This window comes from Paenibacillus sp. FSL M7-0134 (genome assembly GCF_038007865.1).
GTDB classification, from domain to species: Bacteria; Bacillota; Bacilli; order Paenibacillales; family Paenibacillaceae; genus Paenibacillus; species Paenibacillus polymyxa_B.
Window position 1 is genome coordinate 3269032 of sequence record NZ_JBBOXV010000001.1, and the last position, 25778, is coordinate 3294809.

At 45.7% G+C, this 25778-nt stretch carries 25 protein-coding genes and 1 riboswitch; of the genes, 21 read left to right on the plus strand and 4 right to left on the minus strand.

Going from position 1 to position 25778, the window contains the following annotated elements:
* The first annotated feature begins 5 nt into the window (after positions 1-5).
* Complete coding sequence (glgA, locus tag NSQ58_RS14730; protein WP_053325592.1) at positions 6-1448, plus strand: glycogen synthase GlgA; 1443 nt, start codon at positions 6-8, stop codon at positions 1446-1448.
* Positions 1449-1537: 89 nt separating this feature from the next.
* Here glgA and NSQ58_RS14735 read toward each other — a convergent pair whose 3' ends face one another.
* Positions 1538-2608 (minus strand): hypothetical protein, encoded by a 1071-nt coding sequence (locus NSQ58_RS14735; protein ID WP_341057641.1) that lies wholly within the window; start codon positions 2606-2608, stop codon positions 1538-1540.
* A gap of 42 nt (positions 2609-2650) precedes the next feature.
* Positions 2651-3829 (minus strand): M20 family metallopeptidase, encoded by a 1179-nt coding sequence (locus NSQ58_RS14740; RefSeq protein WP_053325590.1) that lies wholly within the window; start codon positions 3827-3829, stop codon positions 2651-2653.
* 148 nt (positions 3830-3977) lie between these two features.
* On the opposite strand from NSQ58_RS14740, the gene NSQ58_RS14745 reads away from it, so the two are divergent.
* From NSQ58_RS14745 to NSQ58_RS14755, 3 genes are all read left to right on the plus strand, one after another.
* Positions 3978-5441 (plus strand): ABC transporter substrate-binding protein/permease, encoded by a 1464-nt coding sequence (locus tag NSQ58_RS14745; RefSeq protein WP_023988953.1) that lies wholly within the window; start codon positions 3978-3980, stop codon positions 5439-5441.
* The gene (locus NSQ58_RS14750; RefSeq protein ID WP_013310491.1) at positions 5428-6150 is read left to right on the plus strand and encodes an amino acid ABC transporter ATP-binding protein; all 723 of its coding nucleotides are present in this window, start codon (positions 5428-5430) and stop codon (positions 6148-6150) included. Before NSQ58_RS14745 ends, NSQ58_RS14750 begins: the two co-directional genes overlap by 14 nt.
* 234 nt (positions 6151-6384) lie before the next feature.
* Positions 6385-6553, plus strand: a riboswitch (cyclic di-AMP (ydaO/yuaA leader).
* A 6-nt stretch (positions 6554-6559) separates the two neighbouring features.
* Entirely contained in the window at positions 6560-7228 is a 669-nt protein-coding gene (locus tag NSQ58_RS14755) for a 3D domain-containing protein (protein WP_264453700.1), read from the plus strand.
* A 198-nt stretch (positions 7229-7426) separates the two neighbouring features.
* Here the strand turns inward: NSQ58_RS14755 and NSQ58_RS14760 are convergent, their stop codons facing one another.
* Complete coding sequence (locus NSQ58_RS14760; protein ID WP_341057642.1) at positions 7427-8233, minus strand: polysaccharide deacetylase family protein; 807 nt, start codon at positions 8231-8233, stop codon at positions 7427-7429.
* Between the two features lie 305 nt (positions 8234-8538).
* Between NSQ58_RS14760 and NSQ58_RS14765 the strand changes: the two genes are divergently transcribed.
* The 11 genes from NSQ58_RS14765 (at position 8539) to mobB (ending at position 16493) form a co-directional block, all read left to right on the plus strand.
* Entirely contained in the window at positions 8539-9561 is a 1023-nt protein-coding gene (locus NSQ58_RS14765) for an NADH:flavin oxidoreductase/NADH oxidase (RefSeq protein WP_023988950.1), read from the plus strand.
* Between the two features lie 87 nt (positions 9562-9648).
* Positions 9649-10317, plus strand: coding sequence for a PspA/IM30 family protein (locus tag NSQ58_RS14770; protein WP_013310486.1), 669 nt, complete (start codon positions 9649-9651; stop codon positions 10315-10317).
* 131 nt (positions 10318-10448) lie between these two features.
* A complete protein-coding gene (locus NSQ58_RS14775; protein ID WP_013310484.1) occupies positions 10449-10856 on the plus strand; it encodes a DUF350 domain-containing protein in 408 nt (135 codons plus the stop codon).
* A 24-nt stretch (positions 10857-10880) separates the two neighbouring features.
* Complete coding sequence (locus tag NSQ58_RS14780; RefSeq protein ID WP_341057643.1) at positions 10881-11387, plus strand: DUF4178 domain-containing protein; 507 nt, start codon at positions 10881-10883, stop codon at positions 11385-11387.
* A gap of 13 nt (positions 11388-11400) precedes the next feature.
* Positions 11401-12156, plus strand: a complete 756-nt coding sequence (locus NSQ58_RS14785) for a DUF4247 domain-containing protein (RefSeq protein WP_023988948.1) — start codon at positions 11401-11403, stop codon at positions 12154-12156.
* A gap of 186 nt (positions 12157-12342) precedes the next feature.
* Positions 12343-12795 (plus strand): SRPBCC family protein, encoded by a 453-nt coding sequence (locus tag NSQ58_RS14790; RefSeq protein ID WP_028541695.1) that lies wholly within the window; start codon positions 12343-12345, stop codon positions 12793-12795.
* 192 nt (positions 12796-12987) lie between these two features.
* Positions 12988-13701 carry a hypothetical protein gene (locus tag NSQ58_RS14795; protein ID WP_341057645.1) on the plus strand — a complete coding sequence of 238 codons (714 nt, stop codon included), beginning with the start codon at positions 12988-12990 and terminating at the stop codon, positions 13699-13701.
* Positions 13652-14200, plus strand: coding sequence for an accessory gene regulator ArgB-like protein (locus tag NSQ58_RS14800; protein ID WP_071558668.1), 549 nt, complete (start codon positions 13652-13654; stop codon positions 14198-14200). The genes NSQ58_RS14795 and NSQ58_RS14800 overlap by 50 nt, the downstream gene beginning before the upstream one ends.
* A complete protein-coding gene (locus NSQ58_RS14805; protein ID WP_256026492.1) occupies positions 14173-14304 on the plus strand; it encodes a hypothetical protein in 132 nt (43 codons plus the stop codon). The genes NSQ58_RS14800 and NSQ58_RS14805 overlap by 28 nt, the downstream gene beginning before the upstream one ends.
* 366 nt (positions 14305-14670) lie before the next feature.
* Complete coding sequence (locus NSQ58_RS14810) at positions 14671-15948, plus strand: molybdopterin molybdotransferase MoeA (protein ID WP_028541694.1); 1278 nt, start codon at positions 14671-14673, stop codon at positions 15946-15948.
* Entirely contained in the window at positions 15945-16493 is a 549-nt protein-coding gene (mobB, locus tag NSQ58_RS14815; RefSeq protein WP_028541693.1) for a molybdopterin-guanine dinucleotide biosynthesis protein B, read from the plus strand. Before NSQ58_RS14810 ends, mobB begins: the two co-directional genes overlap by 4 nt.
* Before the next feature lie 4 nt (positions 16494-16497).
* Here the strand turns inward: mobB and xerS are convergent, their stop codons facing one another.
* Entirely contained in the window at positions 16498-17598 is a 1101-nt protein-coding gene (gene xerS, locus NSQ58_RS14820) for a tyrosine recombinase XerS (protein WP_023988943.1), read from the minus strand.
* Between the two features lie 116 nt (positions 17599-17714).
* On the opposite strand from xerS, the gene NSQ58_RS14825 reads away from it, so the two are divergent.
* The 6 genes from NSQ58_RS14825 to NSQ58_RS14850 all read left to right on the plus strand — a co-directional run bounded on the left by NSQ58_RS14825 (position 17715) and on the right by NSQ58_RS14850 (position 25494).
* Complete coding sequence (locus NSQ58_RS14825) at positions 17715-18224, plus strand: GNAT family N-acetyltransferase (RefSeq protein ID WP_341057647.1); 510 nt, start codon at positions 17715-17717, stop codon at positions 18222-18224.
* Between the two features lie 284 nt (positions 18225-18508).
* Positions 18509-20125 (plus strand): ABC transporter substrate-binding protein, encoded by a 1617-nt coding sequence (locus NSQ58_RS14830; RefSeq protein ID WP_445671675.1) that lies wholly within the window; start codon positions 18509-18511, stop codon positions 20123-20125.
* 50 nt (positions 20126-20175) lie between these two features.
* The gene (locus tag NSQ58_RS14835) at positions 20176-21102 is read left to right on the plus strand and encodes an ABC transporter permease (RefSeq protein ID WP_023988940.1); all 927 of its coding nucleotides are present in this window, start codon (positions 20176-20178) and stop codon (positions 21100-21102) included.
* Positions 21103-21132: 30 nt separating this feature from the next.
* The gene (locus NSQ58_RS14840) at positions 21133-22029 is read left to right on the plus strand and encodes an ABC transporter permease (RefSeq protein WP_023988939.1); all 897 of its coding nucleotides are present in this window, start codon (positions 21133-21135) and stop codon (positions 22027-22029) included.
* Between the two features lie 45 nt (positions 22030-22074).
* Positions 22075-24207: an ABC transporter ATP-binding protein gene (locus NSQ58_RS14845; protein ID WP_341057649.1), complete on the plus strand. Its 2133-nt coding sequence runs from the start codon at positions 22075-22077 to the stop codon at positions 24205-24207.
* A 114-nt stretch (positions 24208-24321) separates the two neighbouring features.
* On the plus strand, positions 24322-25494 hold the full coding sequence (locus tag NSQ58_RS14850) for a M20 metallopeptidase family protein (RefSeq protein ID WP_068942589.1): 1173 nt from the start codon (positions 24322-24324) through the stop codon (positions 25492-25494).
* Positions 25495-25778 lie beyond the last annotated feature (284 nt).

Genomic DNA, 25778 nt, shown 5'->3' on the forward strand with positions numbered 1-25778 from the left:
CACATATGAACATTTTGTTTGCGGCAGCAGAAGCACATCCATTTATTAAAACAGGCGGGTTGGCTGATGTCATTGGCGCACTGCCGAAGGCACTTCGTCAGGCGGGGTGCGACGTCCGAATCATTTTACCTAAATATGCGGGGATTCCCAATACTTATAAAAAGTCTCTGCGTCCGGTAGCGGTGAAGCAAGTAGCCGTAGGCTGGCGTAATCAATATTGTGGAATAGAGGAACTGACATTAGACGGAATCAAGGTTTATTTTATAGACAATGAGTATTACTTCGGTCGTGACGGTATTTACGGTTATATGGATGATGGCGAACGTTTTTCCTTTTTTAACCGGGCGATTTTAGAAGTGCTGCCTGAACTGAACTTTCGGCCGGATATTTTGCATTGTCATGATTGGCATACGGCGATGGTTCCGCTGCTTCTGAATGCTGATTATCGACATTTGCCCTTCTACAGTGATATTCGCACAGTGTTTACGATACATAATCTGCTGTATCAGGGGGATTTTCCGTATGAGGTCTTAACTGAGCTGCTCAACCTGGATGGGAGCTATTTCACCCCCGAGGGTGTGGAATATCATGGCAGACTGAATTTTATGAAAGGTGGGCTTACGTACTCGGATCATGTCACGACCGTAAGTCCAACCTATGCAGAGGAGATTCAAACGGAATTTTACGGATATGGGCTGGAGGGTCTGCTTCGTAAATTGGGAGATCAGGGTCGCTTAACGGGGATTGTGAACGGAATTGACACCAAAAGCTACAATCCTGCCACGGACAATCGTATTTATACGAAGTACCGCACGAGTCTGACAAAGAAAAAGGAAAACAAAATTGGCCTGCAGAAGGAGCTGGGTCTGCCGGTGCGGCCAGACGTACCTATGATTGCCATGGTAACCCGGCTTGTAGATATGAAGGGGCTAGATCTGGTAACGAGAGTGCTTGACGAAATCTTGTATTATGATGATATCCAGTTTGTCGTGCTGGGAACAGGGGATCCGGCTTTTGAGCATTGGTTCCGTGAGGCAGCAGGACGCTATCCACTGAAAATGTCAGCGCAGCTCGCTTTTAGCGAACTTCTGTCACGAAAAATATATGCGGCAAGCGATATGTATCTTATGCCATCAAGGTTTGAACCTTGCGGGATCAGCCAACTGCTGGCGCTTCGTTATGGAAGTATCCCTATTGTACGAGAAACAGGGGGCCTTAATGATACTGTGCAGGCTTACAATGAATCCACAGGTGAAGGAAACGGATTTAGTTTCACGAACTACAATGCACATGATATGTTGAACACCATTCGTCGTGCTGTTCATTTTTATCGCCAATCTGAGCATTGGTCGAAGCTTACACAGACGGCTTTTGCAGGAGAATATAGTTGGGATGTTTCAGCCGAAGCGTATATGGATATTTACCATTTGCTAACAAAAACGGACTGAACAGAATAGGAACACCCCAGTCATGTTAATGAAAAAGGGAATCCCTTTAGCCAAGTTTTCTGGCTGAGGAATTCCCTTTTTTACTATGATCAGTCGCCCCCACCACCACAGCTGCTTCCACATGAAGAGCCACTGCTACACGAAGAATGGCTACCAGAATCGCCTGAATCATGATGAGAAGAGCCTCCATGATGAGAACTGTCATGGGAGGAATGATGGTGCGAGTGATGTGTATCCCAGTTTGAACAGCCGCTTGCCGAGCTACAGCCGAATGAGCTAGCTAATACGGCATTACCTGAAGCATCCGGGTGCATGTGTATGGCAAATTGTTCAGGTTGATACCATGAATACCACACAACAGCTAATAACAAATAGTCGACCTGTAAATAGTTGACCTTAGGCAATTGCTTACCCTCAGGATCATCCACCGCTTTATTCACCCGCTCGTGCAGATGTTGTACAATCTTATGAACCGCTTGTTGGGCCTGCTGTGAAATAGCTATATCCTCCTGCGTATTCCAGCGGTCACCTGCTGGCTGCACGGAAGTTGTGAGTTTGTAATAGCGCGAAAGCTCGTCGCTCGGTAATGGATGATTAAAAAAAGTTCCCCACAAACTGGCGCTATAGCGGTTCCAGCCAAAGCATTCTACATACAACCAGTCAAACCACGCCCGCTCCTCAGGCATCGGCTGAGAGCCGCCGGAATGAGGCGCATGGTGAAGCATACGACCAAAAAAAGCTTCCGAGAATTGCTGATATTCGCGGGTAAACATCAACATTTCGTGCCATAATTCATCCATATCGCTACTGAACATAGGCACTCGATTCATAATCGCGCATAGCATAAAATATCGTTTTAGCTCATGCCAGCGCCAATCATATTCTTGCTCCGTCAGCTCAGGGTGGGCTTCGATTACACGACTCCTTACGCTATGAGCATAGGAGGCGGGAATGGATTGCTCCAGTAGCTGCATTAGCTCTGTAATCTCTGGATGACGCTCCTGCGCAAGGGACGAAGGGGATGGGGAGCTGAGGAAAAAAGCATTCCGGCTCCGTGTTTTTCTGTTTCCCCGGTTTCTGCGTATTGCACGGAATATAAACCAAAAAATGAAGAGGATCACCACAATAAACAACGTCCAAAAGCTGCTCATACTATCCATGATGGCTGACTACTCCTTTCTGAAAGAACACGGAATTAAGATTTAGCGTTCGTTATTCAGCAGAGCGAATTCTTTTTTTATCCGGGCTAGCAGTTCAGGATTCGTGATTGCATCGCAAGCAGTCCATGCCAAAGTTCTCGCAGCCAGCAGCATTCCTTCCATGGCCCGGTCCTGCATCGCCAAATCGCGGAATTCTGGTGTATGCAAGGCATGCTTCTCGTCAATAACTTGAATGTAAGGATGGATAGCAGGGCAATGAAGCGATACATTTCCGATATCCATGGAGCCGTGATCTTCGCCTTCTGTTATATCTTCTTGTGAAATGCCAGCCTGCACCAAATTTGCGGTAAACGCATCGGAAAGTACACGGTTCGTGACCATTTCATCATAAGAAGTCTCATAATTGGAGGTCTCCAAACGACACCCGGCCTGTAAAGCAGCTCCTTCAGCAATTTGAATAACACGGCGAGTCAGCGGGTTCAGTTCTTGACGTGTAGTGGCTCTCACATAAAATTGGGCTGAGGCGTAATCAGGAATAATATTGGCTGCTTGCCCACCCTGGTTAATGATCCCATGGATACGCACTGTACTTTTTACTTGTTGACGGAACGCATTGATGCCATTGAACGTTTGAATCACAGCGTCCAGCGCGTTAATGCCTTCGTGCGGGCTGGCAGCCGCGTGAGCAGATTGACCAAAAAATTCGAATTGTACAGCATCAATCGCCAGTGATTTGCCTGATTTTTCGTAACGGTCATAAGGATGCGTCATAAGTGCGATGTCGCAATCATCAAACAATCCGGCAGCGGCCATAGGGACCTTTGCACCGCGTGTTTCTTCGGCAGGTGTGCCATATACCCGTACTTCTCCACCAGTTTCGTCGATGATCGACTTGAGGCCGACGGCAGCACCAGTACTCATCATACATATCAAATGGTGCCCACAGGCGTGTCCTAGACCTTTCAGAGCGTCATATTCTGCCAGAAAAGCGACAACCGGTCCGGGTTTTGCAGATTTGTAAGTTGCAATAAAGGCTGTTTCTATGCCCAATACAGGTGCCTGGACCTCAAAACCGTGAAAAACCAGTTCTTCTTTTAAACGGGCAGCGGCCAGAAATTCCTCGTTTCCAAGTTCAGGATTTGCGCCAATAAATAACGAAATGTCCTTAAACCGTGGGGCATGCTGCTCGATGGTCTGTTGAATGGTCTGTTTAAAATCCATGCTGAAAACTCCTTTATATAAGCTGTAATGTAGGTACTGCGTTAGGTATGCTGAAATTGTACTATAACATTCATTGCATAATCATGCATATTCATTTATAATGACACAATCTTATTTATTATAAAGAATTTAAGGAGAGAAAAAAAGATTGAAAAAGGCATATCGTTTTACCGCCCTGGTTTTGACGGCGGTTATCTTGCTGTTGACTGGTCTTCCCATGCTCAATGCATACGGAACGGAAGCAAAGCCACAGAAAAAACTTGTAGTGGGCATGAGTGCCGACTTTCCGCCGTATGAGTTTCATAAAGTCATTAACGGTAAGGATACCATTGTTGGGTTCGATGTGGATATCGCCAAGGAAATCGCCAAAGATTTGGATGCGGAGATGGTCCCTGAAGACATGAGTTTTGACTCTTTGCTGCCTGCTCTGCAAAGTGGTCGTGTAGACTTGGTACTGTCCGGTATGACACCAACGGATGAACGCAGAAAGAGTATTGATTTTTCGGATGTATACTATCGCTCCAAGCAAGTCATCATGGTACGCCCAGAGGATAAAGACAAATATCCGACGATGGATGCTTTGAAAGGCGAGAAGATCGGAGCACAAAAGGGAAGTATTCAGGAAGAGATTGCTCAAAAAGTGCCCAATGCCTCTGTAACTTCACTGGATAAAATATCTGACCTGGTACTCCAGCTGCGGACCCAGCGTGTGAACGCTGTCGTGATCGAAGATACGGTTGCTAAAGGATACACGTTAGACGGTACCGTAACCCTTGCCAAGGCTGTGCCTGAGGATGCGGGAGCAGAAACAGCTGTAGGTATCCGTAAAGGGAATGCAGAATTGCTTGCTTCTGTAAATAAAACGTTGGCTCGCCTGAAAGCAGACGGGTCGATTGAGAAGTTTTCCACGGAAGCGAGTGCACTTTCTGCGGATCGTCAGGTTTCTTCTAATAACATTGTAGATATTTTTTGGAAATACCGCAGTTTATACGCTACGGGTATCGGCTACACCTTGTTGCTGTCTGCGCTCGGAGTACTGTTCGGATTCATCATTGGTCTGATCATATCCTTGCTACGTATGAGTGGAGTACGCATCATTGAGTGGTTAGGTACCACTTATGTAGAGATACTGCGTGGCACACCTATGCTGGTGCAACTCATGATTATTCACTACGGGGTTGCTTTGACGCTGGGTGTCAATTTTACTCCACTCCAGTCTGGTATAATCACATTGTCTCTGAATAGCTCGGCATATCTGGCTGAAATTTTCCGTGCAGGTATCCAGGCAGTAGACCGTGGACAGATGGAGGCTGCCCGTTCATTGGGTATGGGACGAGGCAAAGCTATGCGTCATGTCATTTTGCCGCAAGCGTTTAAATCTATTTTGCCTGCTATCGGTAATGAGTTTATTACGATCATTAAAGAATCATCCATTATTTCGACCATTGGGATGGTGGATATTATGTATCAGGCCCAGGTCATTAAGAACATTACCTACGAAGGATTAAGTCCGTTCGTAATCGCAGCCGCTATTTATTTTGTAATGACATTCAGCTTGTCTAAGCTGCTGGGTTTATGGGAAAGGAAGTTGAGAGCCAGTGATCACCGTTAAACAACTGCGTAAATCGTTCGGCAAGAATGAGATTTTAAAAGGCATTGATATAGATATCGCCAAAGGTGAAGTCGTCGTCATCATCGGTCCCAGCGGTTCGGGGAAGAGTACGTTTTTACGTTGCATGAATCTGCTAGAACAGCCTACGGACGGGGAGATTTTGTTTGAGGGCGAGCCGATTACAGCTCGTGGTCATAATATTAATGTAACCCGGGAGAAGATGGGGATGGTGTTCCAGCATTTTAATCTGTTCCCGCATAAAACAGTGTTGCAGAATCTGACGCTTGCACCAACGCAGGTTAGAAGACAGTCAGGGAAGGAAGCGGAAAAAATTGCGCTAGAACTCCTGCGTACCGTAGGGCTTGAGGATAAGAAGAATACCTATCCGAACCAGCTATCCGGTGGTCAGAAGCAACGTATTGCGATTGCGCGTGCTTTGGCCATGCAGCCGCACGTAATGCTGTTCGATGAGCCGACTTCTGCATTGGACCCTGAAATGGTTGGAGAGGTTCTGGATGTAATGAAGAAGCTCGCCGAAGGCGGCATGACCATGGTAATCGTGACGCATGAAATGGGCTTTGCCCGCGAGGTAGGCGATCGAATCATCTTTATGGATAACGGTCAAATTGTGGAACAAGGTACACCAGAGCAGGTATTTGGTACTCCAAGCCATGATCGCACCCGTGATTTTCTTGCCAAAGTATTGTAAGAAAGTGCTGATATGAGCTATAAAAAAGCCCTCCGTTTGACGGAGGGCTTTTTCTTTTTTTGTCACCATTTCACCATATTTTCGTAACAAATATCGATTTCTTGGTGACAAAATTGTAACGAGTATAGTATGATGTTCAAGGTTCCCAACATTTTCATGCGGATAAGGTTACAAAATTGTGATATTATGCAGTAAGCCAAAACTTACCGGGACAGCATGCGGTTATGAAAAACGCTGAATGCTGGGCCCAAACTATGGGAAGTGCGGGGGACGTAACAACGGCAGTCTTTCCGATACGTCATAAGACGATATGGAATATGCCTAGGGGTGAATTGCACAAGCATAGGGCTTCTCCTGAGTCCGAATCCGACAGCTAACTTCGCAGGCATAACAGAGGAGGTACATATCTTTGAAACATCTAAAACATATTGGAAAAACCATGAAATTTGCGGTGCTTGCCGCAGCCATTGCAGGGCTGGCACAGACAGCTGGAGTAGCGGATGCTGCTTCGCTTCATACTGCCAAAGATGGCGATACCTTCTTTTTGCTTGCTCAACGTTATGGAGTATCAGTGGACGAGCTGACGAAGGCGAACCCAAACATTGCCTCTAACAATATATATGCAGGTCTGCAAATTAAGGTACCTGGTGAAAAAAGTGTGAATGCAGCTTCGGATTCGAAGCCTCAGCTTCTTACGGAGAAAGCACCAGCGAATGAGGGGCCAGCGATTGAAGCGTGGGGCAAAACATTTAACTATAGCAAAATAGTCGACGTTAAGGCTACTGCGTATTCTGCCGCAGCCGATGAGAATGGTAAATGGGGAGCAGTGGACTACTACGGCAATCCGCTTAAACTAGGTACAATTGCGGTAGACCCGAACGTCATTCCGATGGGCACGAAAGTGCTGGTTACAGGCTATTCCCACCCAGGTTTGCCGGATCATTCTTTTGTAGCTGTCGCTCGCGATCAGGGCAGCGCCATTACAGGAAAACGGATTGATATCTTTATTCCTGGCAACAAATCATTTGTGAACGACTTTGGATTTCAAAATGTGAAGCTGTACGTTATTGATAAATAGCATTATACGTATATATGGTTTAATTAAACATAATATATATTATGTAAACTTAATGCCTGTATCCTACCGCATATAACTAGGTCAGACTCTTATCAGGTCCTATCCATAAAAAAGGCTGTCTTGACGAGCAGAAAACTTCTGCTGGTAAGACAGCCTTTTTACGTTGCTTTAGCTTGTAGCTCAATCATAAACATATGGTTATTTCTGTTCCGATGTGTGGAGTAGCCGGGGGACTGTGACAAATTTGTAGCCCTTAGCTTTTAGAGAGTGAATTAGACCCGGCAGAGCTTGAACAGTGCCTTGCAAGTTGGAACTTTGACCTCCACCTGCGTGCATTAAAATAATAGAGCCAGGCCCAGTAGCTGGGATCACATTGCGCTGAATTTGTGTTTTACTTAGTCCCTTCCAGTCGAGAGAGTCTACATTCCAATTGACAATCATGTAGCCATGACGACGTGCCCACTGGATTTGAGGCTCCGTGATTTCACCGTAGGGTGGACGAATCAACTTGGGGCGAAAACCTGCGCTGGCTTGTAAAATACGTTCTGTTTTTGTAATCTGGTTGCGAAAGCGTTCTGGTGTGGCCTTCCTAAAATCAGGATGAGTATAGGAATGGTTTCCTATAGCATGGCCTTCACGGATAATACGGCGTATGATCCCCGGATGCTTTTCCGCACGGTGACCGACGATGAAAAAGGTAGCTTTGATGCCATTGGCGTGTAATACGTCCAAAACCTGCGGCGTATACCTAGAATCGGGCACATCATCAAAGGTTAGGGCAATTTGGCGGGTGTGTGGGCCGCACATTTTAAAAATGTCCGCATGTTTTTTTCGCAGCATTGCTAATGTAGGAGTTGCTCGATCTATGCTCTGTTGTACAGAAGAAGCAACAACTGCTTCCTTGGGATGGGGCGTTCCGATGTTGGGAGGCGCATCCGCGTGAACGGGTAAACTTGAAAATGCTAGTAACAGTGCCAAGCCTGGCAACACTCCCCTGTACGGCATATGTATCCCCCCTTTCCGTGCAGTGATACCTAGTGGTGCTCTCGACTATTATGTACCTGTCCTATTAAAAATATGCTGGTTACCAAGTTCGGCTCATAAACGACTGGAAAGAAGTCCACGATGAAACGATTATCAATGAAGATGATGGAGCTAAACGTACATATTCTCTTAAACATGACCGAAAACAGGAGCATTTTCGCAAGTTTTAGCCTTACAACGAATTCGGTATACCGTGACAGCTGGTGTATAATGGGGATGCAATTCATAATTATACAGACATGGAATTGAAGGAAGGATGGATAAAAGTGACCGACTTGTTTACTCCTTATCAATTAAAGGGGCTTTCTTTAAAAAATCGGATTGTCATGCCCCCGATGTGCCAATACAGCGTGGAGGCCAAGGACGGAAATCCAACGGATTGGCATCATGTCCATTATGTGAGCCGGGCAGTAGGAGGCACTGGACTTATTATTGTGGAAATGACAGCGGTCCATCCAGATGGACGTATTACAGATCGTGATTTGGGTATTTGGAGTGACGAACATATTCCTGCATATCGTAAGATTGTAGAGGAAGTTCACAAGTATGGTGCCAAAATTGGCATTCAACTAGGCCACGCTGGACGCAAGGCTGAAGATGCTGAGCAACCTGTGGGTCCTTCCTCGATTCCTTTTAGCGAACGCTTTAAAGAGCCGCACGCCTTAAAGACAGCTGAAGTCAGGGAACTGGTTCAGGCATACAAAGAAGGCGCGCGCCGCGCGGTGGAAGCAGGTTTTGACACGGTCGAGATACATGGCGCTCACGGCTATCTGATCCATCAATTTCATTCGCCTTTAACAAATGCCAGAGAAGATGAATATGGGCAGGATTTGTCACTGTTCGGTGTTGAGGTCATACATGCTGTTAAAGAGGTTCTTCCTGCTGATATGCCTGTGCTTATGCGGATATCTGCCAAAGAATACGTCGAGGATGGATATAATGTGGAATACATAACAGGCGTAGGGGAACGATATCGTGATGCGGGTGTGGATATTTTCCATATCTCTTCTGGTGGTGAGGGTCCGATTGGTTCTGGCGGAGGCCCGTCTGCGCGTGCCGGCTATCAGGTGGATTTGGCTCATACCATCCGTGAAAAGCTGAATGTACCTGTAATTGCTGTTGGCTTACTGGATGATTATGAGGACGCCCGTCGGGTTGTTCAGCAGAAAGAAGCTGATCTGGTAGCAATAGGCCGTGCCATGCTGCGTGATCCCTATTGGGCGCTGCATGCATCGCGGGAGCTAAAAGTACAGGCCGACATCCCAGAGCCTTATTTGCGCGGCTTTTAGATATTTTTGAAACCCTCTTTGCAAAGCTTGCGTAAACATGTGTACAGAGCTTAAAATTTAAGCATTCAACTCTAGGAGGAACTTCACATGTCTATTTTCAAACGATTAAGAGATCTTACGATGTCCAACATTAACGCCATTATTGACAAGGCAGAAGATCCAATTAAAATGACGGATCAATACATTCGTGATATGCAAGAGGACCTGGAAGATGCAGAGAAAGCGGTAGCCGCTCAAATTGCTATTGAAAAGAGATTCAAACAGCAATACGAAGAACAGGCTGCTTTGGTAAAGAAACGCGAAGAACAGGCACATACCGCTGCAAAAGCACAAAATGTAGATCTGGCTCGTCGCGCGCTGGAAGAAAAGAAATCTGCTGAACAAAAAATGAATGAGTTCAAAGCTGGTTACGAACAGAACAAAGCTGCAGCCGATAACCTGCGTGGCAAGCTGGATGAAATGCGCAGACAGCTGACAGAAATGAAAAACAAGCGCGAGACACTGGTTGCCCGTTATAATGCAGCTAAAGCGCAAACTGAAATTAACAAAGCTATGAACGGTTTTAGCTCTGATACGGCAACTGCCGGATTGAAGCGTATGGAAGAAAAAATGCTGCAAGCAGAAGCACGTGCCGAAGCGAGCAACGAAATGTCTTCTAAGGAAAAATCGTTGGATGAGGAGTTCAAGGAGCTGGATAAGAAAAGCGCCGTGGACGATGAGCTTGCCGCTTTGTTGAAGCAATACGAAAATAAATAAGAACATTTTAGCAGTGCCGCCAAGAGTGATTGCTCAGGAAGCGAAGGAGAAACGTTTTCTCCTTCGCTTTTCCCTGCCTGGAGGCGTAAAACATTATATGAAGGTCAAGAAGATGTGGAGGATGGTATGAAATGCATTTTTTAGAAACGATGAAAGCAATGCTTGTATGGACTGGTGCGGGGGCTATTTTGATCTTCGCATTAATGTATGTCGACTCTTTATTTACGAAGTATAAGGATTTTGCCGAAGTGAAGGCTGGAAATATGGCCGTAACGGTACGAATGATTATGAAGTTAGTTGCACAAGGTTATATCTTGTCAGGCTCTATCGCTACAGCTAATAATTTGCTCGAAGCGCTTGTGTATTCTGTGATTGCCTTTGTCATCCTGCTTGTTTTGGAAGTTATTGTACGTCTGCTGTTGCGGTACTGGGCTCAGTTTGATCTGGATAAAGGGACACAGGAAGGTAAAATTGGTTTCGGTCTGTTTTCAGGAGCGCTGCATCTGGTTGGCGCCTTGATCATTACAGCATGCTTCTAGGCTAAGAAAGGCAGGAATATAACCATGAGTGTGTGGAAACGAATTTCAAATCTATTTGCTAAGCCGGAGCCGCCGAAAGCAGAGAAAAGCATGCTTCACTTAAATCCAGGTGATATCTGTGAAGTGTCGCTTGTCACCTATGAAGTGGTAGGTCGTGTACATAATCGTGCCCGGAATGCCGTTGTTTTGACGCTTCAGGATGGTAATCAAGTCAGTTATCTTCATATTGAGGAACGGGAAACACTGCAATTTGGACTATATCAGGCCATCGACGGCAGACTTGACAACCCTGAGGAAGTGCCGACCATTTTAGAGTTGGATGATACAACGTATCATTTGGAGGAGCAGTATTCTGGGCATGTTACCGTCATGGGCCGTGCTCCTTTCCGACAGGGTGGAGAGCAGCATGTGTGGCAGTACCAGTCTGATGATTACCATCTGTTGCGGGTAGAGTGGCAGGACGGTCGCTTTATGCTTTATGAAGGAGAAGAAGTGATTACCGGAGACGTCAGGGTTATTCGGGCGAGCTAGGAGAGGGTTACACATGAGCAAACGCACCTGGCAGTATGCATTAAAGGTCATTGTGGCGCTGAGCTTGTTCGTATCCGTGTTAAGCGGCTGCGGCGCGCCAAGTGTAAAAGATACGTATCCGTTGGAATCGGTTAGTGGCAGCGGAAACTCGACCTCGTATGTATACCGGGCAGCTGGCAAGACAGTCCCGGAAGTAGCGGAGGAATTGAAAGAACAGCGTACACCGGAACAAATGTCACCGCAGAGCAATGAGCGGATGTTTCTGGTATATAGCGATGAGTGGTACCATTTGCAGCAAGATCCAGCTAAGAAGGAAGATACACTCATTGAAATTGACAGTAAAAAGTATGTCGAACAAAATTACAGTTCAAGCTTTCTAAAAGGATACTTAACCGCAACTGTACTGGATGCTCTGTTTGATTCATTGCGTGGTTCAGGCTCCTATCGAGGCTACTCCAGCAGAGATGTATACCGACCTTCTCAGGGCCAATATCGTGCTCCTACGGTGCAGGAGAAAAAGGCGATTCCGCCGATTACGGTGGAGCGGAAAGGTTCGGTTACCCGTAGAGGAAAGAACTCGGATTCTAGCGTTGGATCAAGCGGAAGTTTGTTCGACAGAGGGTCCAGCAGTTCACCGAGCAGAGGCTCGATTTCACGTGACCGGAGCGACAGTGGCGGTTCCAGCATATTTGATTCGCCGCGTAAATCTTATAGTAAGCCCAAAACACGTAGCGGTTCAGGTAAAATTAGCCGACGAAGTCGACGATAATGGGTATCGTCAATTTATTTGAAAACAAAAGATTCTTGGAACTGTGGTACTGATGCACAGTTCCTTTTTTTATTTTTAGAGATGACGTTGGTGATCATCTAGCGGCACAGCCAAACCTACACTTTTATGGATATAATAATGTAGAGATAATCAAAACTTTGTTTGATTGAAGGGATTGAAAATTAAATGGTACTATCTATTTCTTGGCCAGATCTTTCACAAAGACCATTTAATCTAATGGTGGAACGAAAAATGGAGTGTTCTCCGAATGTCCTGTATCAGGCTTGGACGAAGCAGTTTGACAGTTGGTTTGCAGCCCCAGGATCAGTATTAATGGAGGCTAAAGTGAACTCGACCTTCTTTTTCGAAACGCATTTTGAGGGGAAGCGTCATCCACATTACGGAAGATTTCTAAGACTTGAGCAAAACCGACTGATCGAGCTGACTTGGATTACTGGCGAAGGCGGTACCAAGGGAGCTGAAACAGTTCTCACTGTTGAGCTTAAACCTCGCGGTAATGGCACGCATCTTTACTTAACGCATGCAGGTTTACCAGACGAGAATTCAAGAAATCAACATGAGCAGGCTTGGCCGCTTGTACTTGAGCAGCTCGACAAAAGGATGATGCCAGATAGATAATTCAGAAGGTTCCAGGCTAAAACTGCAACAAGAGGACGATTTTAAAATCGTTCTTTTTATATTTTTTGATGACAAAAATAAATATTTACCTTACATAAAAACAAATATTACCAGTTTACTAGATTATTTCATTGCCACATCTAATAGTAAAATATACAATTACAACAGGCGAAATAAGAGGATGGTGTATCTGTGTTATCTGCTTTTTTATATATATTACTTGGTGTATTCGATGCTTTGGCCGCTGTTGTTTTGGTCTTAAAGCTTTATATGCTTCCCGTGAGGGAATATCGTAGAAAAATATTATTTTATGCAATTGGCATAGCTTTGTTTTCCTTTCTAATGAGGGAAGTTATAGGCTTGCCTAAATTAGATTTGCCGCTTCAGTATTTGTTAATGGTTATCTTTTTTAGATTCGGTTTAGGGATCAAAACCCATCTAGCAGCTTTTTCTGCTGGTTCTGGTCTAACGGCCTACATTAACCTACAACTATTTGTATTTCTGTTTGCGAATTTTTTCGGCGTAGCAGAACCAGGTGTTATTAATGATACTTCTGGCTCTTCTATTTACGTTATTCAGTTATCTTCTATTATTATTGCGTACTTTATTTCTTTTGTGATGGGAAAATATAACTTTGGATTCTCGTTTATAATTCAGCCTCCACATGATTTTTTAAGAGCTGAAAATTACTTATCGTCCCTAAATAAGCTGTTGATTCTAGGTGCTCTAATATCAGCTGCCACCATTTTTATTACTTTGTATATGCTCTATAGCTCAAATACCATAGGATTACTATCCATTTCATTGCTTACTTTCGGCTTGTCGTATTTCTTTTCAGAGAGAGGAGATTACGAGGGTGCTAGAAGCGCTATCAAGGTACATCGCAACGGAAATAAAAAAAGCTGATCCTGATGGTCCAACAAGTGTAGAAGTGATGGAGTATGCGCTTGGTATAAAAATTACCGAAGTATCATCAATACTAATGGTTGCGGTTATCGCTTGGATGACCGGGCATTTTTGGGGATCGTTATTTGCTCTGGTTACTATCATGTTTGTAAGAAGATTTTCAGGAGGGGCACACTTCAGCAATCTTACATTTTGTGTCTGTTTTACAACGGTAATATGTGTAACTATACCCTTCGTCTCTTTAAATTTATCTACAATTTCAATTATTAATGCTTGTTCAATATTAGTGTTTTTAGTTTATGCACCCAATCATTTTATTTATATTCATAAGACCAATAACCACAAATATTATAAAACGGTATGTGTTTTGGTTTGCGCAGTGAATTTTTTTATACAGTCCCACATAATATGCTTAGCTTTAGCTATTCAAGCATTCAGCATTCTTCCTTTATGGAAAGGAGGTGAACGAAAATGGATAAGAGATTGGCGAGAGTTTTAAATATAAGACTGGGAAAATACGCTAACGAATCTACCAAAAATGAAAAAACAGTATTTGGTGCTAAACCGATACCGGCTGAGCTTAAGAAAAATGAAAAGAACTGATGAAGTACCGCGTTTTCAATTTGGGGCATTGCTTTTATACGATCGGGCTAACCGCACAGACTTGCAAGGAAGCTTTTCAGCTATCACGACTTGGTTTTGTGAGATCGAGTCTAACGCATTTGGAGGTACGATTCGAAGAATCTGACTTCACTTGCTCTATGTCTCATAATAAGCTTAAAGCACTTAAAAAGTTATAGAAATGACCCGTAGAATTCACGGGTTATTTTTATTGCCATACATACTTAGACTGTCAATAGGGGTAAAAGCAACCGAAGTCGAAGATCTAAACACCCCCTCCCGATTTGCCAGATAACGGTTTTAGCGTTATAACAGAAAGAGGGCATTTTAGAAGAACGGAGTGAGATTATGAATCATACATCATTAAACGCAGAAAAATTCCAGCGTAAAGCAGTTCAGGTGGAAGAGGCACAAAGCAGGATAGCTAGCTATGTTAAACAGGGTGAAAGGGAAGACGTAGAGCTGGAGCAGGCGCATGGACGTTATTTGGCGATGGATTTGACCGCACCACACCCGTATCCCCGTTTTCGTCGGTCAGGTATGGACGGTTATGCGATCCTAGGCTCGGACACCGAAGTGTGCTCATCCGGTCAGGAAATCTGGCTACATGTGATTGATGAAATTCCATGTGGCACCGTATCGGACAAGCGGGTGGAGACTGGAATGGCTGCCCGCATCATGACAGGAGCGCAATTACCTGAAGGAGCGGACACGGTTGTCATGCTGGAAGCGACACAGCTGCGTGAGGAAAACGCACAGACATATGTCGGCTTGAAGAAGCGTATAGAAGTTGGCAAAAATGTGACACAGATTGGTCATGAGATTCAGGAAGGTCGGCTTTTGCTTAGTAAGGGAACCTGCCTGGGAGCAGGGCACATCTCGGTACTGGCTACTTTTGGAGTACACCGGGTACCTGTTTACAGGAAGCCAAGGGTGGCCGTATTTTCTACAGGATCGGAATTACTTGCAGTGGATGAGCCGTTACAACCGGGGAAAATTCGAAACAGTAATACATATATGTTGGCTTCTCAAATTAGAGAGGCAGGAGGAGAGCCGTTTATTTTACAAGCCATTCATGATGATTTGAGCCTTGCCCGTACTTCTGTACGTGAAGCGATAGATGCCTATGATATCGTGGTCACGAGTGGAGGAGTATCGGTGGGGGATTTTGATATTATGGGTGATCTGGTACGACAAGAAGATGTGAATATGCTGTTCAACAAGGTTACGATGCGTCCAGGAAGTGTGACCACAGCCGCAGTAATTGACGGCAAGCTGTTATTTGCGCTTTCAGGCAACCCCGGTGCGTGCTTTGTAGGCTGTGAGCTGTTTGTACGGCCGACGATCCAAATGATGTTATCTTCGGCACATCCATATTTACAAACCTGGACGGCGAAGTTAGGCGCAGATTATACGAAGGTAAACAACTATACACGCTTTGTACGCAGCTCTCTGGAGATACGTGGTGGACAAGTATACGCGATTCCTGCGCGAGTAGATGAATCCAGTGTCATGGTGACCATTAAGGACAGTGACTGTCTGATCGTGATTCCTCCCACAACAGAAGGATTACGCGAAGGTGAAGAGGTGCGTGTACTGGTGTTACAAGGTGGACAGGTGACGTGAATACGAAACATCCATTTGTATGTCAAATCGTCGGATTCAAAAATACGGGAAAAACGACCTTTCTCGGAGGATTGATTCGTTATGTGCAGAAGTCAGGTCTACGCGTAGCAGTGATTAAGCATGATGGACATGAATTTGAAATGGATCATGAGGGTACAGATACGTTCAAGCACCGACAGGCGGGTGCTGAAGGCATAGCTATTGTTTCGGCTGGAAGAACAGCCATTTTAGAGGAGAATAGTCAGCCTGTCACCGGACTGATCCGGCATTTTCAGGCCTATGATTGTGTGTTGCTAGAAGGCTTCAAGCAAGAGGATTATCCGAAGCTGGTCATGGTGCGGGAACAATCGGATGCTCAGCTTACCGATAAGCTGACAAATGTACAGGGAGTAGCGGTTTGGGAGCATCAAATGGATTGGGCTCAAGGTCACTACTCAGATGAAATGATACAGATATTTCCTGCCGAGGCCAACGGACCCGCAGGCCGCTGGCTACTCGAACAGATTCAAAAGCAGATAGAAGGAATGAGGAATGAGCAGGGGTGAGACATCAATCGGCTGAGTCGGTTAGAGTCTCTACCCGCCGTTCGATCGCCTGAGACATGGTTTTGTCAGTCAGGTGAGCATACACTTCTGTTGTTTCTGTCGAAGCGTGCCCCAGCTGTTCCTTTGTTTTGTAAATATCATTTTGTAAATAATAGTCAGTAGCAAAGGAATGACGAAGCTTATGCACGGTAAGGTAAGGCTTGCCGAACCGTTTGGCGTACTTAATGATCATTGCCTGAATCGCTCTTTTGGTCATTCGTTTGCCTTCTGTACTGCCGTTAGGACGTGTGACAAAGAGAGCCTTTTCTTTTTTTGGAGCGCGGTAACGGGTATGTCTCAGGGACAAATAAAGTACGAGATCATCTTTGGATTGCTCGCGGAAATACACCGGCGTTTTAAAGGTTTCGTCGTTATTGCCTTTGCGGTACACATATAATAGTTTATTGTTTATGTCTAAATCGTCCAGATTCAGATTGACGATTTCAGATACGCGCAGGCCTGAGTTCAGAATGAGGCTGGCGATGCAGGCATCCCGTTCCTTATTTAGTTCATAGGAGTATAAAGCCTGCTTGTTATCGGCCAAATCTTGACCATAGCCTTCATAAATATAACCGATGAATTCAAGCAGTTCTTCCTCTTCCAGTATTTTACCTTTTAGCTTAGCCGCCGTATCCTTGGGTTTATGTATACGCTTGATTTCGACCTTAGCCATAATGTTGCGTTTGAGCAACGGATAAAAATTTTCATCCTCAGCGATCTGACTTAAATAATGAAAAAGCGAACGCAGAGACGATAGCTTACGTGAAATGGTAATACGGGAGTTGGAGCCTTCGCGCTTAGTAGACAGGAATAATCGAAAGCCTGTAATACTGTCCATATGAAGTGTCTCCAACTCTTCCAGTGTAACTTGGGCATTCGTTTCTCCGGTGGACAAGCCTTCCGCGCGAAGCCATGAAAAGAAAGCTTCGTAATCCCGCACATATTCTAGTAATGTGGAAGGGGACAGGTCGGGCAGCTTATAATCCATAAATTGCTGCACGTACCATGGTAATCCCGGCATTTTTTCATCTAGTTTGCGCCGGTCGATGATCTTTTGTATATTCATTGAGTTCCACCTCGTCCGGTCATAATATATATGTATTTTAGCATATTTTGAACAGCACTGGATGGGATGTAATTCGAAGTTAAAGAACAGATTGAACCGCCAAGAGAGGTGAAAGTATGGGGTATAATATCAAATCGGAACTGAAGCTGTCTATTAAGAGTGTACCGGAGTCGCAAAAGGACATTATTGTACAGCTCATGCAATTTTATTTATATGATTTTACAGCCTATCTTCGAATTGATGTCACTGAGAAGGGGACATTCCCGGCTTATCCAGACTTGTATCAATATTGGACGAGCGGTGAACAGAAGCTACCTTTTCTGATTTGGAGACAGGATATTCCTGTGGGTTTTGCACTCGTTGACCGAATGTCCAGCAATCGAGAAGCTGACTATTACATGGCTGAGTTCTTTGTACTTCGTCCTTATCGGCATAATGGGGTTGGGACTTGGGCGGCTCATGAGCTGTTTGGACGTTTTAACGGACGTTGGAAGGTGACCCAAATGAGCAAGAATAGGCCGGCACAGTCCTTTTGGCGTAAGGTGATTGGAAGCTATACGAAAGGTGAGTACAGGGAACAGAAACATCCGATAAGAGGGAATATCAGTCAGTTTTTCAATACCTGAAAAATTCGAAATAGAAAGTAAGTAATGAAAAAGAGTCGGGGAGAGTATCCTATCGGCTCTTTTTTGTTGTCAATTCAAGTCTTCTATCCATCTATAGAGCATTCCAATTAGAACCTGCATTGACACTATAAAAACGCAGGTATACAGTTATTAACATAATTCATATATATCTCATTGGAATTATCAACAATGAAACATCGGCTCCAAAAATGCAATGTAATCATAACATCACCCATCAGATCGGAGAGTGTTTTTAGGTGAAACGAACAAGTCGATTTGCAAAAATGGTAGCTTTAACCCTGTCGATGGTGCTGGTCTTATCGGCATGCTCGGGTAATAGCGGGGCCAATTCTACGAATACTGAGGCGAATGCAGCGGGAGGCGGGCAAGCTGCAGAAGGTGGAGATCTTACCTATGCACTGGCAACATCGCCGGATTCACTGGACCCGCATAAGAGTGGATTGGCAGTAGCATCTCGGGTATATCGTGCGATATTCGATAACTTGGTGGTAAAGCTACCGGACAATACGATTAAGCCTTGGCTGGCAACCGAATGGAGCGTTTCCGAGGATGGCAAAAGCTATACATTCAAGCTGCGCAAGGATGTTAAGTTCCATGACGGAACTCCGTTCAATGCGGAAGCCGTCAAATTTAGCTATGATCGGATTATTGATCCGCAAGCCGTAGTAGGTAATGCCGCTAACTTGCTGGCTCCCTATGAATCCTCACAGGTGATTGACGAATACACGATTAAATTGAATCTGAAACGACCATCGCAGGCATTTTTGAGCAATTTAAGTGTTCCGGCTGTAGCCATTGTTTCGCCAGCAGGAGTTAGAAAATATGGAGATCAATTCGGTAAGCATCCAGTGGGTACAGGCCCCTTTAAGTTTGTAAAATGGGACGAAAATGCAGAAATCAAAATCGAACGTAACCCGGATTACAAATGGGCACCGGAAACTATTGAGAATCAGGGAGCGCCGTATTTGGACAGCGTGACCTTTAAAATTGTTCCGGAGGAGGCGACCCGGATCGGCAGTGTGCAGAGTGGGCAGGCTTTGACCGCTGAAACCGTCCCACCGCAGAACATTTTGACGTTGAAGAGTGACCCTAATTTCCAATTGTTGCAGGTCAATACCCTAGGATTGCCATATACACTGTTCATTAACCAAAAGAAGACACCGTGGAATGAATTAAAGGCGAGGCAGGCATTGCAATATGGTATTGATGTGGGGACGATCGTCAAAACGCTGTATCTAGGAACTTATGAACAGGCTTGGTCGCCACTCACTCCAAGTATTTTTGGATATGATAAATCACTGGAAAACGGCTTGCAGCCTGATCTTAACAAGGCCAATCAGTTACTGGATGAGTTGGGGTGGGCTAAGGGAACGGATGGTTTTCGGGTGAAGGATGGACAACGTCTGACGCTGCATTATGTAGACGGCACTCCGAACCGTGAAAAACGGAACGACATTGCAGCCATTATTCAGCAGCAGCTGAAGAAAATCGGTGTTGATGTGAAGATTGAAATTACCAAGGATATTGCAACAGTTGTATATACGAACGGAAACTATGATTTCTACGGAAATAGCCAGGTCAATGTGGACCCGAACGCTTTATATGCTTTTTACCACACAGCGGCACCAAATCAGCGGCCTACACTGCCTAACTTCTCCAATCCAGAGGTCGACAAGCTGTTGGAGCAGGGAGCTATTGAACAGGACGATGCCAAGCGGGAGGAGATTTATAAAAAGGTGCAACAGCTAATACGTGATCAGGCCGTCATCATTCCGATTTATGTTTTCCCTTATACGGTTGGAGCAGCCAAGTCAGTGCAGGGTCTCAAATTCGATTTAGTGGGTTATCCGCTCTTTAACGATGTGCGTATTCAAAAATAGTATTGCTAAGTAATTTCTGGGGACCATCCAGTAGGGAAGGAGTGTGGGCTATGATCAGAGCTGTTGCAGAAAGACTGGTTACTTCTTTGTTGGTCATTCTGGGTTCCTGTATTTTGGTATTCAGCATTTTGTATCTGCTCCCGGGGGACCCGGTAGATTCGATTCTTGACCCTTCAACGGCCACGCCAGAGATGATCGCCAATTTGCGTCATAAGCTGGGAGTGGATCAGCCTTTTCATGTTCAGTTTTTGAACTATTTCGGAAATCTGCTACAAGGTGATTTTGGAAAATCACTGCTCAATGCTGATCCGGTGCTGCCTAAAATATGGGTCAATCTCCCGCCTACACTGGCGCTGACGCTTGCGGGTTCTGCTATTTCGGTCATTATTGGTGTCCTGCTTGGAGTGCTGTCGGCCATTCATCGGGATAAACCGATTGATATCATTGCACGAATCGTTGGATTGTTCGGCATTTCTATGCCCACATTCTGGTCAGGCATTCTGCTGTTGCTTATTTTCTCCATTCACTTGGGATGGCTGCCTGCTATGGGCTCGGACGGTTGGAAAACTCTTGTGCTTCCGTCTCTCACTTTGGGCATTGTCGGTGCAGGGTTCATTGTCAGAATGGTGCGTAACAGTATGCTGGAAGTCATTAATGAGCAGTTCATCGTAACGCTCCGTTCCAAGGGTTTGTCTGAGAAGGTTATTATGTATCGCCATGCGCTACGCAATGCGTTGATTCCAGCGATAACGATGATCGGGATGCTGATGGGAGAAATGCTGGCCGGAGCAGTTGTGAGTGAGACGGTGTTTTCACGGCAAGGCATTGGGCGTTTAATTGCGGACGCAATTATGGCTAAAGACTTACCAGTTGTGCAGGGAGTTGTATTGTTCTCTGCCATCATGTATGTGATCGTAAATCTACTGGTGGATATATCGTATACGTTCATTGATCCAAGGGTTAGACGCTCGGCGTAAGCCGGAAGGATTCAGGGAGGAGGAAGTCGGTTGAGAGAAACAATGGCTGCCAAAACAATTTGGAAGGAAAGAAAGCTGCGGGTAGCTCGGCAAACTGGAAGGTGGCGGCTCGGTGGAGTGTCGGATGGGTTCGTATATGCGGCGGGACTGATTATTGTGTTCGTAATCGTCTGTGCGGCGTTTCCGCAATGGATTGCTTCTTATGCACCCACAGAAATGTTAAGCGACCATATTTTACAAGGCCCAAGTGCTTCTCACTGGTTCGGAACGGACTATTTTGGGCGGGATGTATTCAGTCTGGTTGTTCACGGAAGTCGGGATTCTCTGTTTATTGGCTTCATGTCGGTACTCGTCGGCGGTCTGGTGGGTGGAATTATTGGTGCGCTCTCAGGTTACATTGGCGGTACAGTGGATTCGATACTGATGCGATTTATTGATATTTTGATGACTATTCCCGGAATTCTGCTGGCTTTGGCGATTGCGGCGGCTCTTGGCCCAAGCTTGTTCAATATTGTGCTGGCGGTAGCCATATCTGCTGTCCCCGGTTATGCAAGAGTTATGCGAGGCCAAATCATGAGTATAAAAGGACGTTCTTACGTCATTGCTTCGCGTTCCATCGGAGTTACACCTTTCGGCATCTTTTGGCGTCATGTGCTTCCTAATTCCTTGTCCCCTTTGCTCGTGATGGCGACGCTTGGCATCGGTAGCGCTATTTTGGCCGGATCGGGATTAAGCTTTCTGGGACTTGGCACGGTAAAGGAAATTCCAGATTGGGGAACAGTATTGTCTCAAGGACGAGGATATTTGACAGTAGCTTGGTGGATATGTACCTTTCCTGGCCTAGCCATTACGTTGTTTGTGTTGTCAGTCAATATTTTGGGCGACAAGCTGAGAGACCAGTTGGACCCGAAAAAGAACGCAAACTAGCATCAGGAAGCCTATTCTTAAGTGCTATAGAAGGAGGGAGTTCGTTTGTCATCATTGCTGGAGATTGAACATTTGTCGGTCGATTTTCATACTAAAAAAGGTTTGCTGCAAGCACTCGACAACGTATCACTGACGATCAGGGCGGGAGAAACGGTCTGCCTCGTCGGTGAATCTGGCAGCGGAAAAACGATTACCTCCAAGGCGATTATGCGGCTAATCGATTATGAGAACGGACGAATTGCCCAAGGACAAATACGGTTGCAGGGCATAGATTTGACCGTTTTGTCACAGCAGGAATTACGCTCACTTCGTGGTAAAAAGATGGCGATGGTATTTCAGGAGCCGATGTCGGCGTTTGATCCGGTGTACACTATCGGGTATCAGCTGATAGAAATCATCATGGAGCATGACCGGAAGACACGAAAGCAAGCATGGGCTCATGCGGTTCATTTGCTGAACAGAGTAGGGATTCCTGAACCGGAAATTCGTATGAAGCAGTACCCCGGAGAGCTGTCCGGTGGGATGCTGCAACGGGCGATGATTGCAATGGCACTTTCATGTGGCCCTGAGCTGCTAATAGCGGATGAACCAACGACGGCGCTGGATGTAACGATTCAGTCACAAATTTTGCAATTGCTTCAGGAATTAAAGACAGAATTCAACATGTCGATTCTGTTGATTACGCATGATTTGGGTATTGCCGCAGAGGTTGCGGATCGAATTGTTGTGATGTATGCCGGTCGAGTTGTGGAGCAAGCAGTAACGGAAGAACTGTTCGAGCTGCCATTGCACCCTTACACTAGAGGGTTACTTCGTTCGGTGGCAACACTGGATACAGATCGCAGCAGCAAGCTGTTTTCGATCCCGGGGGCAATTCCGAGCCTGAGTGCATTGCCTTCCGGCTGCTTGTTTCACCCGCGTTGCCCGCATGCGACAGATCAATGCAAAAACGAAGCGCCACCGCTGGCAGCCAAGGATGAACGCGAGGTAGCTTGCTGGCATTCGGAGCAATTGGCTGCCTCCGACGAGTGGCATATTACAGAGCTATCGATGAAAGGGCAGATCACGGCAAATGCTGTTGCAAAGGCAACCGAAGTAAAGGAAGAATTGACGAACGTATCTACTGTTGATGGGGCTAAGGTGAGCAGTCATGGCGTACAGGTAAAGAACTCCCCTAAATCCAATGAGACTATCACGGAAACCGTCCAGAACAAGCAGGACTTGTTTAGAGTGGATGGAATTCGCAAGTATTATCCGGTGAAAAAAAGCTTTCCCGGTCGGACGGGTGCTTCGATCCGGGCGGTGGATGATGTATCGTTCTCAATCCGGCAGGGCGAAACCTTTGGATTGGTCGGAGAATCCGGCAGCGGTAAGTCTACTTTAGGCCGGCTGCTGATGCAGCTGGAACGTCCGACCTCAGGGCAGGTATGGTTCCAGGATCGGGAGCTGACACGTTTAGGAAATTCTGAGTTGCGATCCGTTCGCCGTGATATGCAGATGATTTTTCAAGACCCCTACGGATCACTTGATCCACGGTGGAATGTGGGAGATATCATAGGGGAGCCGCTTGCGGTTCATGAAGGGTTGTATGGCAAGGCAAAGCAGGAACGGGTGGAAGAACTCCTGAGCGCTGTTGGATTATCACCTTCGCTGGTTACTCGGTTTCCGCATGAATTTTCGGGAGGACAGCGGCAGCGAATCGGGATAGCCCGTGCCATTGCTCTGCAACCGCAGTTTATTTTGGCGGATGAGGCAGTGTCGGCTTTGGATGTTTCCGTTCAGTCACAAATTGTCAATCTGCTTCAGGACTTACAGCGTAAGCTGGATACAACCTATTTGTTTATTGCACACGGATTGCACATTGTCCGCCATATTTCAGATCGGATAGGGGTTATGTACTTGGGGAAACTTGTAGAAATTGCGCCAAGTGACGAGTTGTTCAGGCATCCTGCCCATCCGTATACCCGGGGGCTTGTTGCCTCGATACCTAACCCAAATCCGAAAAACCGTCGGGAGCTAATTACGGTACAAGGTGAGATTCCTTCGCCTGCGAAGCCGCCATCCGGCTGTCGTTTTCATACCCGCTGTCCACTAGCGACCTCGCGTTGTCGTGAGGAAGCACCTGAGCTGACAGCGATTAGCACAGGACATTATGCCGCTTGTCATTACCCGGCCTAGGTTCAACCCCTTCCTTTGATCTGCTATCGGCATGATAAGAGAGCTACATTCTACAGGCCGTTCATGGTAAGATAAGGATAGAAGTATATAAATTCAATAGTAAAAGAGGGTATTATGCTAGATAAATGGGTTCAGGAATTAAAAGATGATGAACAAGAGCTGATTGCGTGGAGAAGACATCTACATCAGCATCCCGAGCTGTCTTTTGAAGAAACGAATACGTCTGCATTTATCGCCGATCAATTGCGCTCTTTTGGTATTGAGGTAAGAACGAATGTGGGTGGAAACGGTGTGCTCGGGTTTTTAGAAGGCGGTCAGCCAGGTAGAACGATTGCATTTCGTGCTGATTTTGATGCACTTCCCATTCAGGATGAAAAGGATGTGCCTTATAAATCGACCGTTCCGGGTGTTATGCATGCCTGCGGACATGATGGTCACACGGCTGCGTTACTTGGAGTGGCACGCGTGTTGAGCCATAACCGTGAGGCGCTGAAGGGAAAGCTTGTGTTTATTTTTCAACATGCGGAAGAAAAACCGCCTGGCGGAGCCAAGTTTATGATTGAGGATGGCTGTCTGGATGGGGTAGAGGCGGTATATGGTATTCACCTCGCATCTGAAATTCCTTTTGGTAAAATTGGATTAAAGAGTGGGCCTGCGATGGCGGCTGTCGACGCGTTTACGATCCAGATCAACGGTAAAGGCGGGCATGGCGCACGACCGCATCAGACGGTGGACTCTATTGTTATCGGCAGTCAAATTGTGAACGGGTTGCAGCAGGTGGTTAGTCGCAGGGTGGACCCTATTGAATCAGCAGTGTTAACGATTGGGGTATTTCAAGCTGGAACTGCCTTTAATGTGATTGCAGATAAGGCTAAAATTGAAGGCACCGTACGTACGTTTAATAAGGAAGTGCGTAAGGAAGTCGAGAATGAAATTCGCAGTATCGTCAAGGGGTTGACTGAGGCTTATCATGCCGGATACGAAATTGACTATCTGAATGGCTATCCTTCTTTGGTGAATGCCGAAGCCGAAACGGAACGTGTACGCGAGCTCATCGGCAGACTGTATGGAGCAGACGCTTTTTTGGATTTGAAGCCGGTCATGGGAGCAGAGGATTTTGCTTATTATTTGGAGCATCGACCGGGAGCCTTCATTCATGTGGGTGCACGCAATGAGGATGAACGAACGCATTTTGCTCATCACCATCCTCACTTTGATTTTGATGAGCGGGCATTGCTCGTCTCAGGGCATATTTTTTTAGCACTGGCGCTTGAATACTTGCAATAATAGGCATATGTTTATGACTGACGACATATTAACGAAGCTGGAACCGCGCATAGCGCGGTTTTTTGTTGTAAATCCAAGTATTTTGACACCCATAAAGAATGAAAATTAAGTAATTAATTCACTATATGAAAAATTCATAATAGAATTAAATAAAAGGTATTAACTCTGAAGGAAGTTCAAACCTCCTATTATAAGCTGCGGAGCAGGAGATAAAATTGTATTATCTTGATTTTTCGCACAAGGAAATGGGAAAAAGATGACGAATCTATTGAGCAAGACACCGA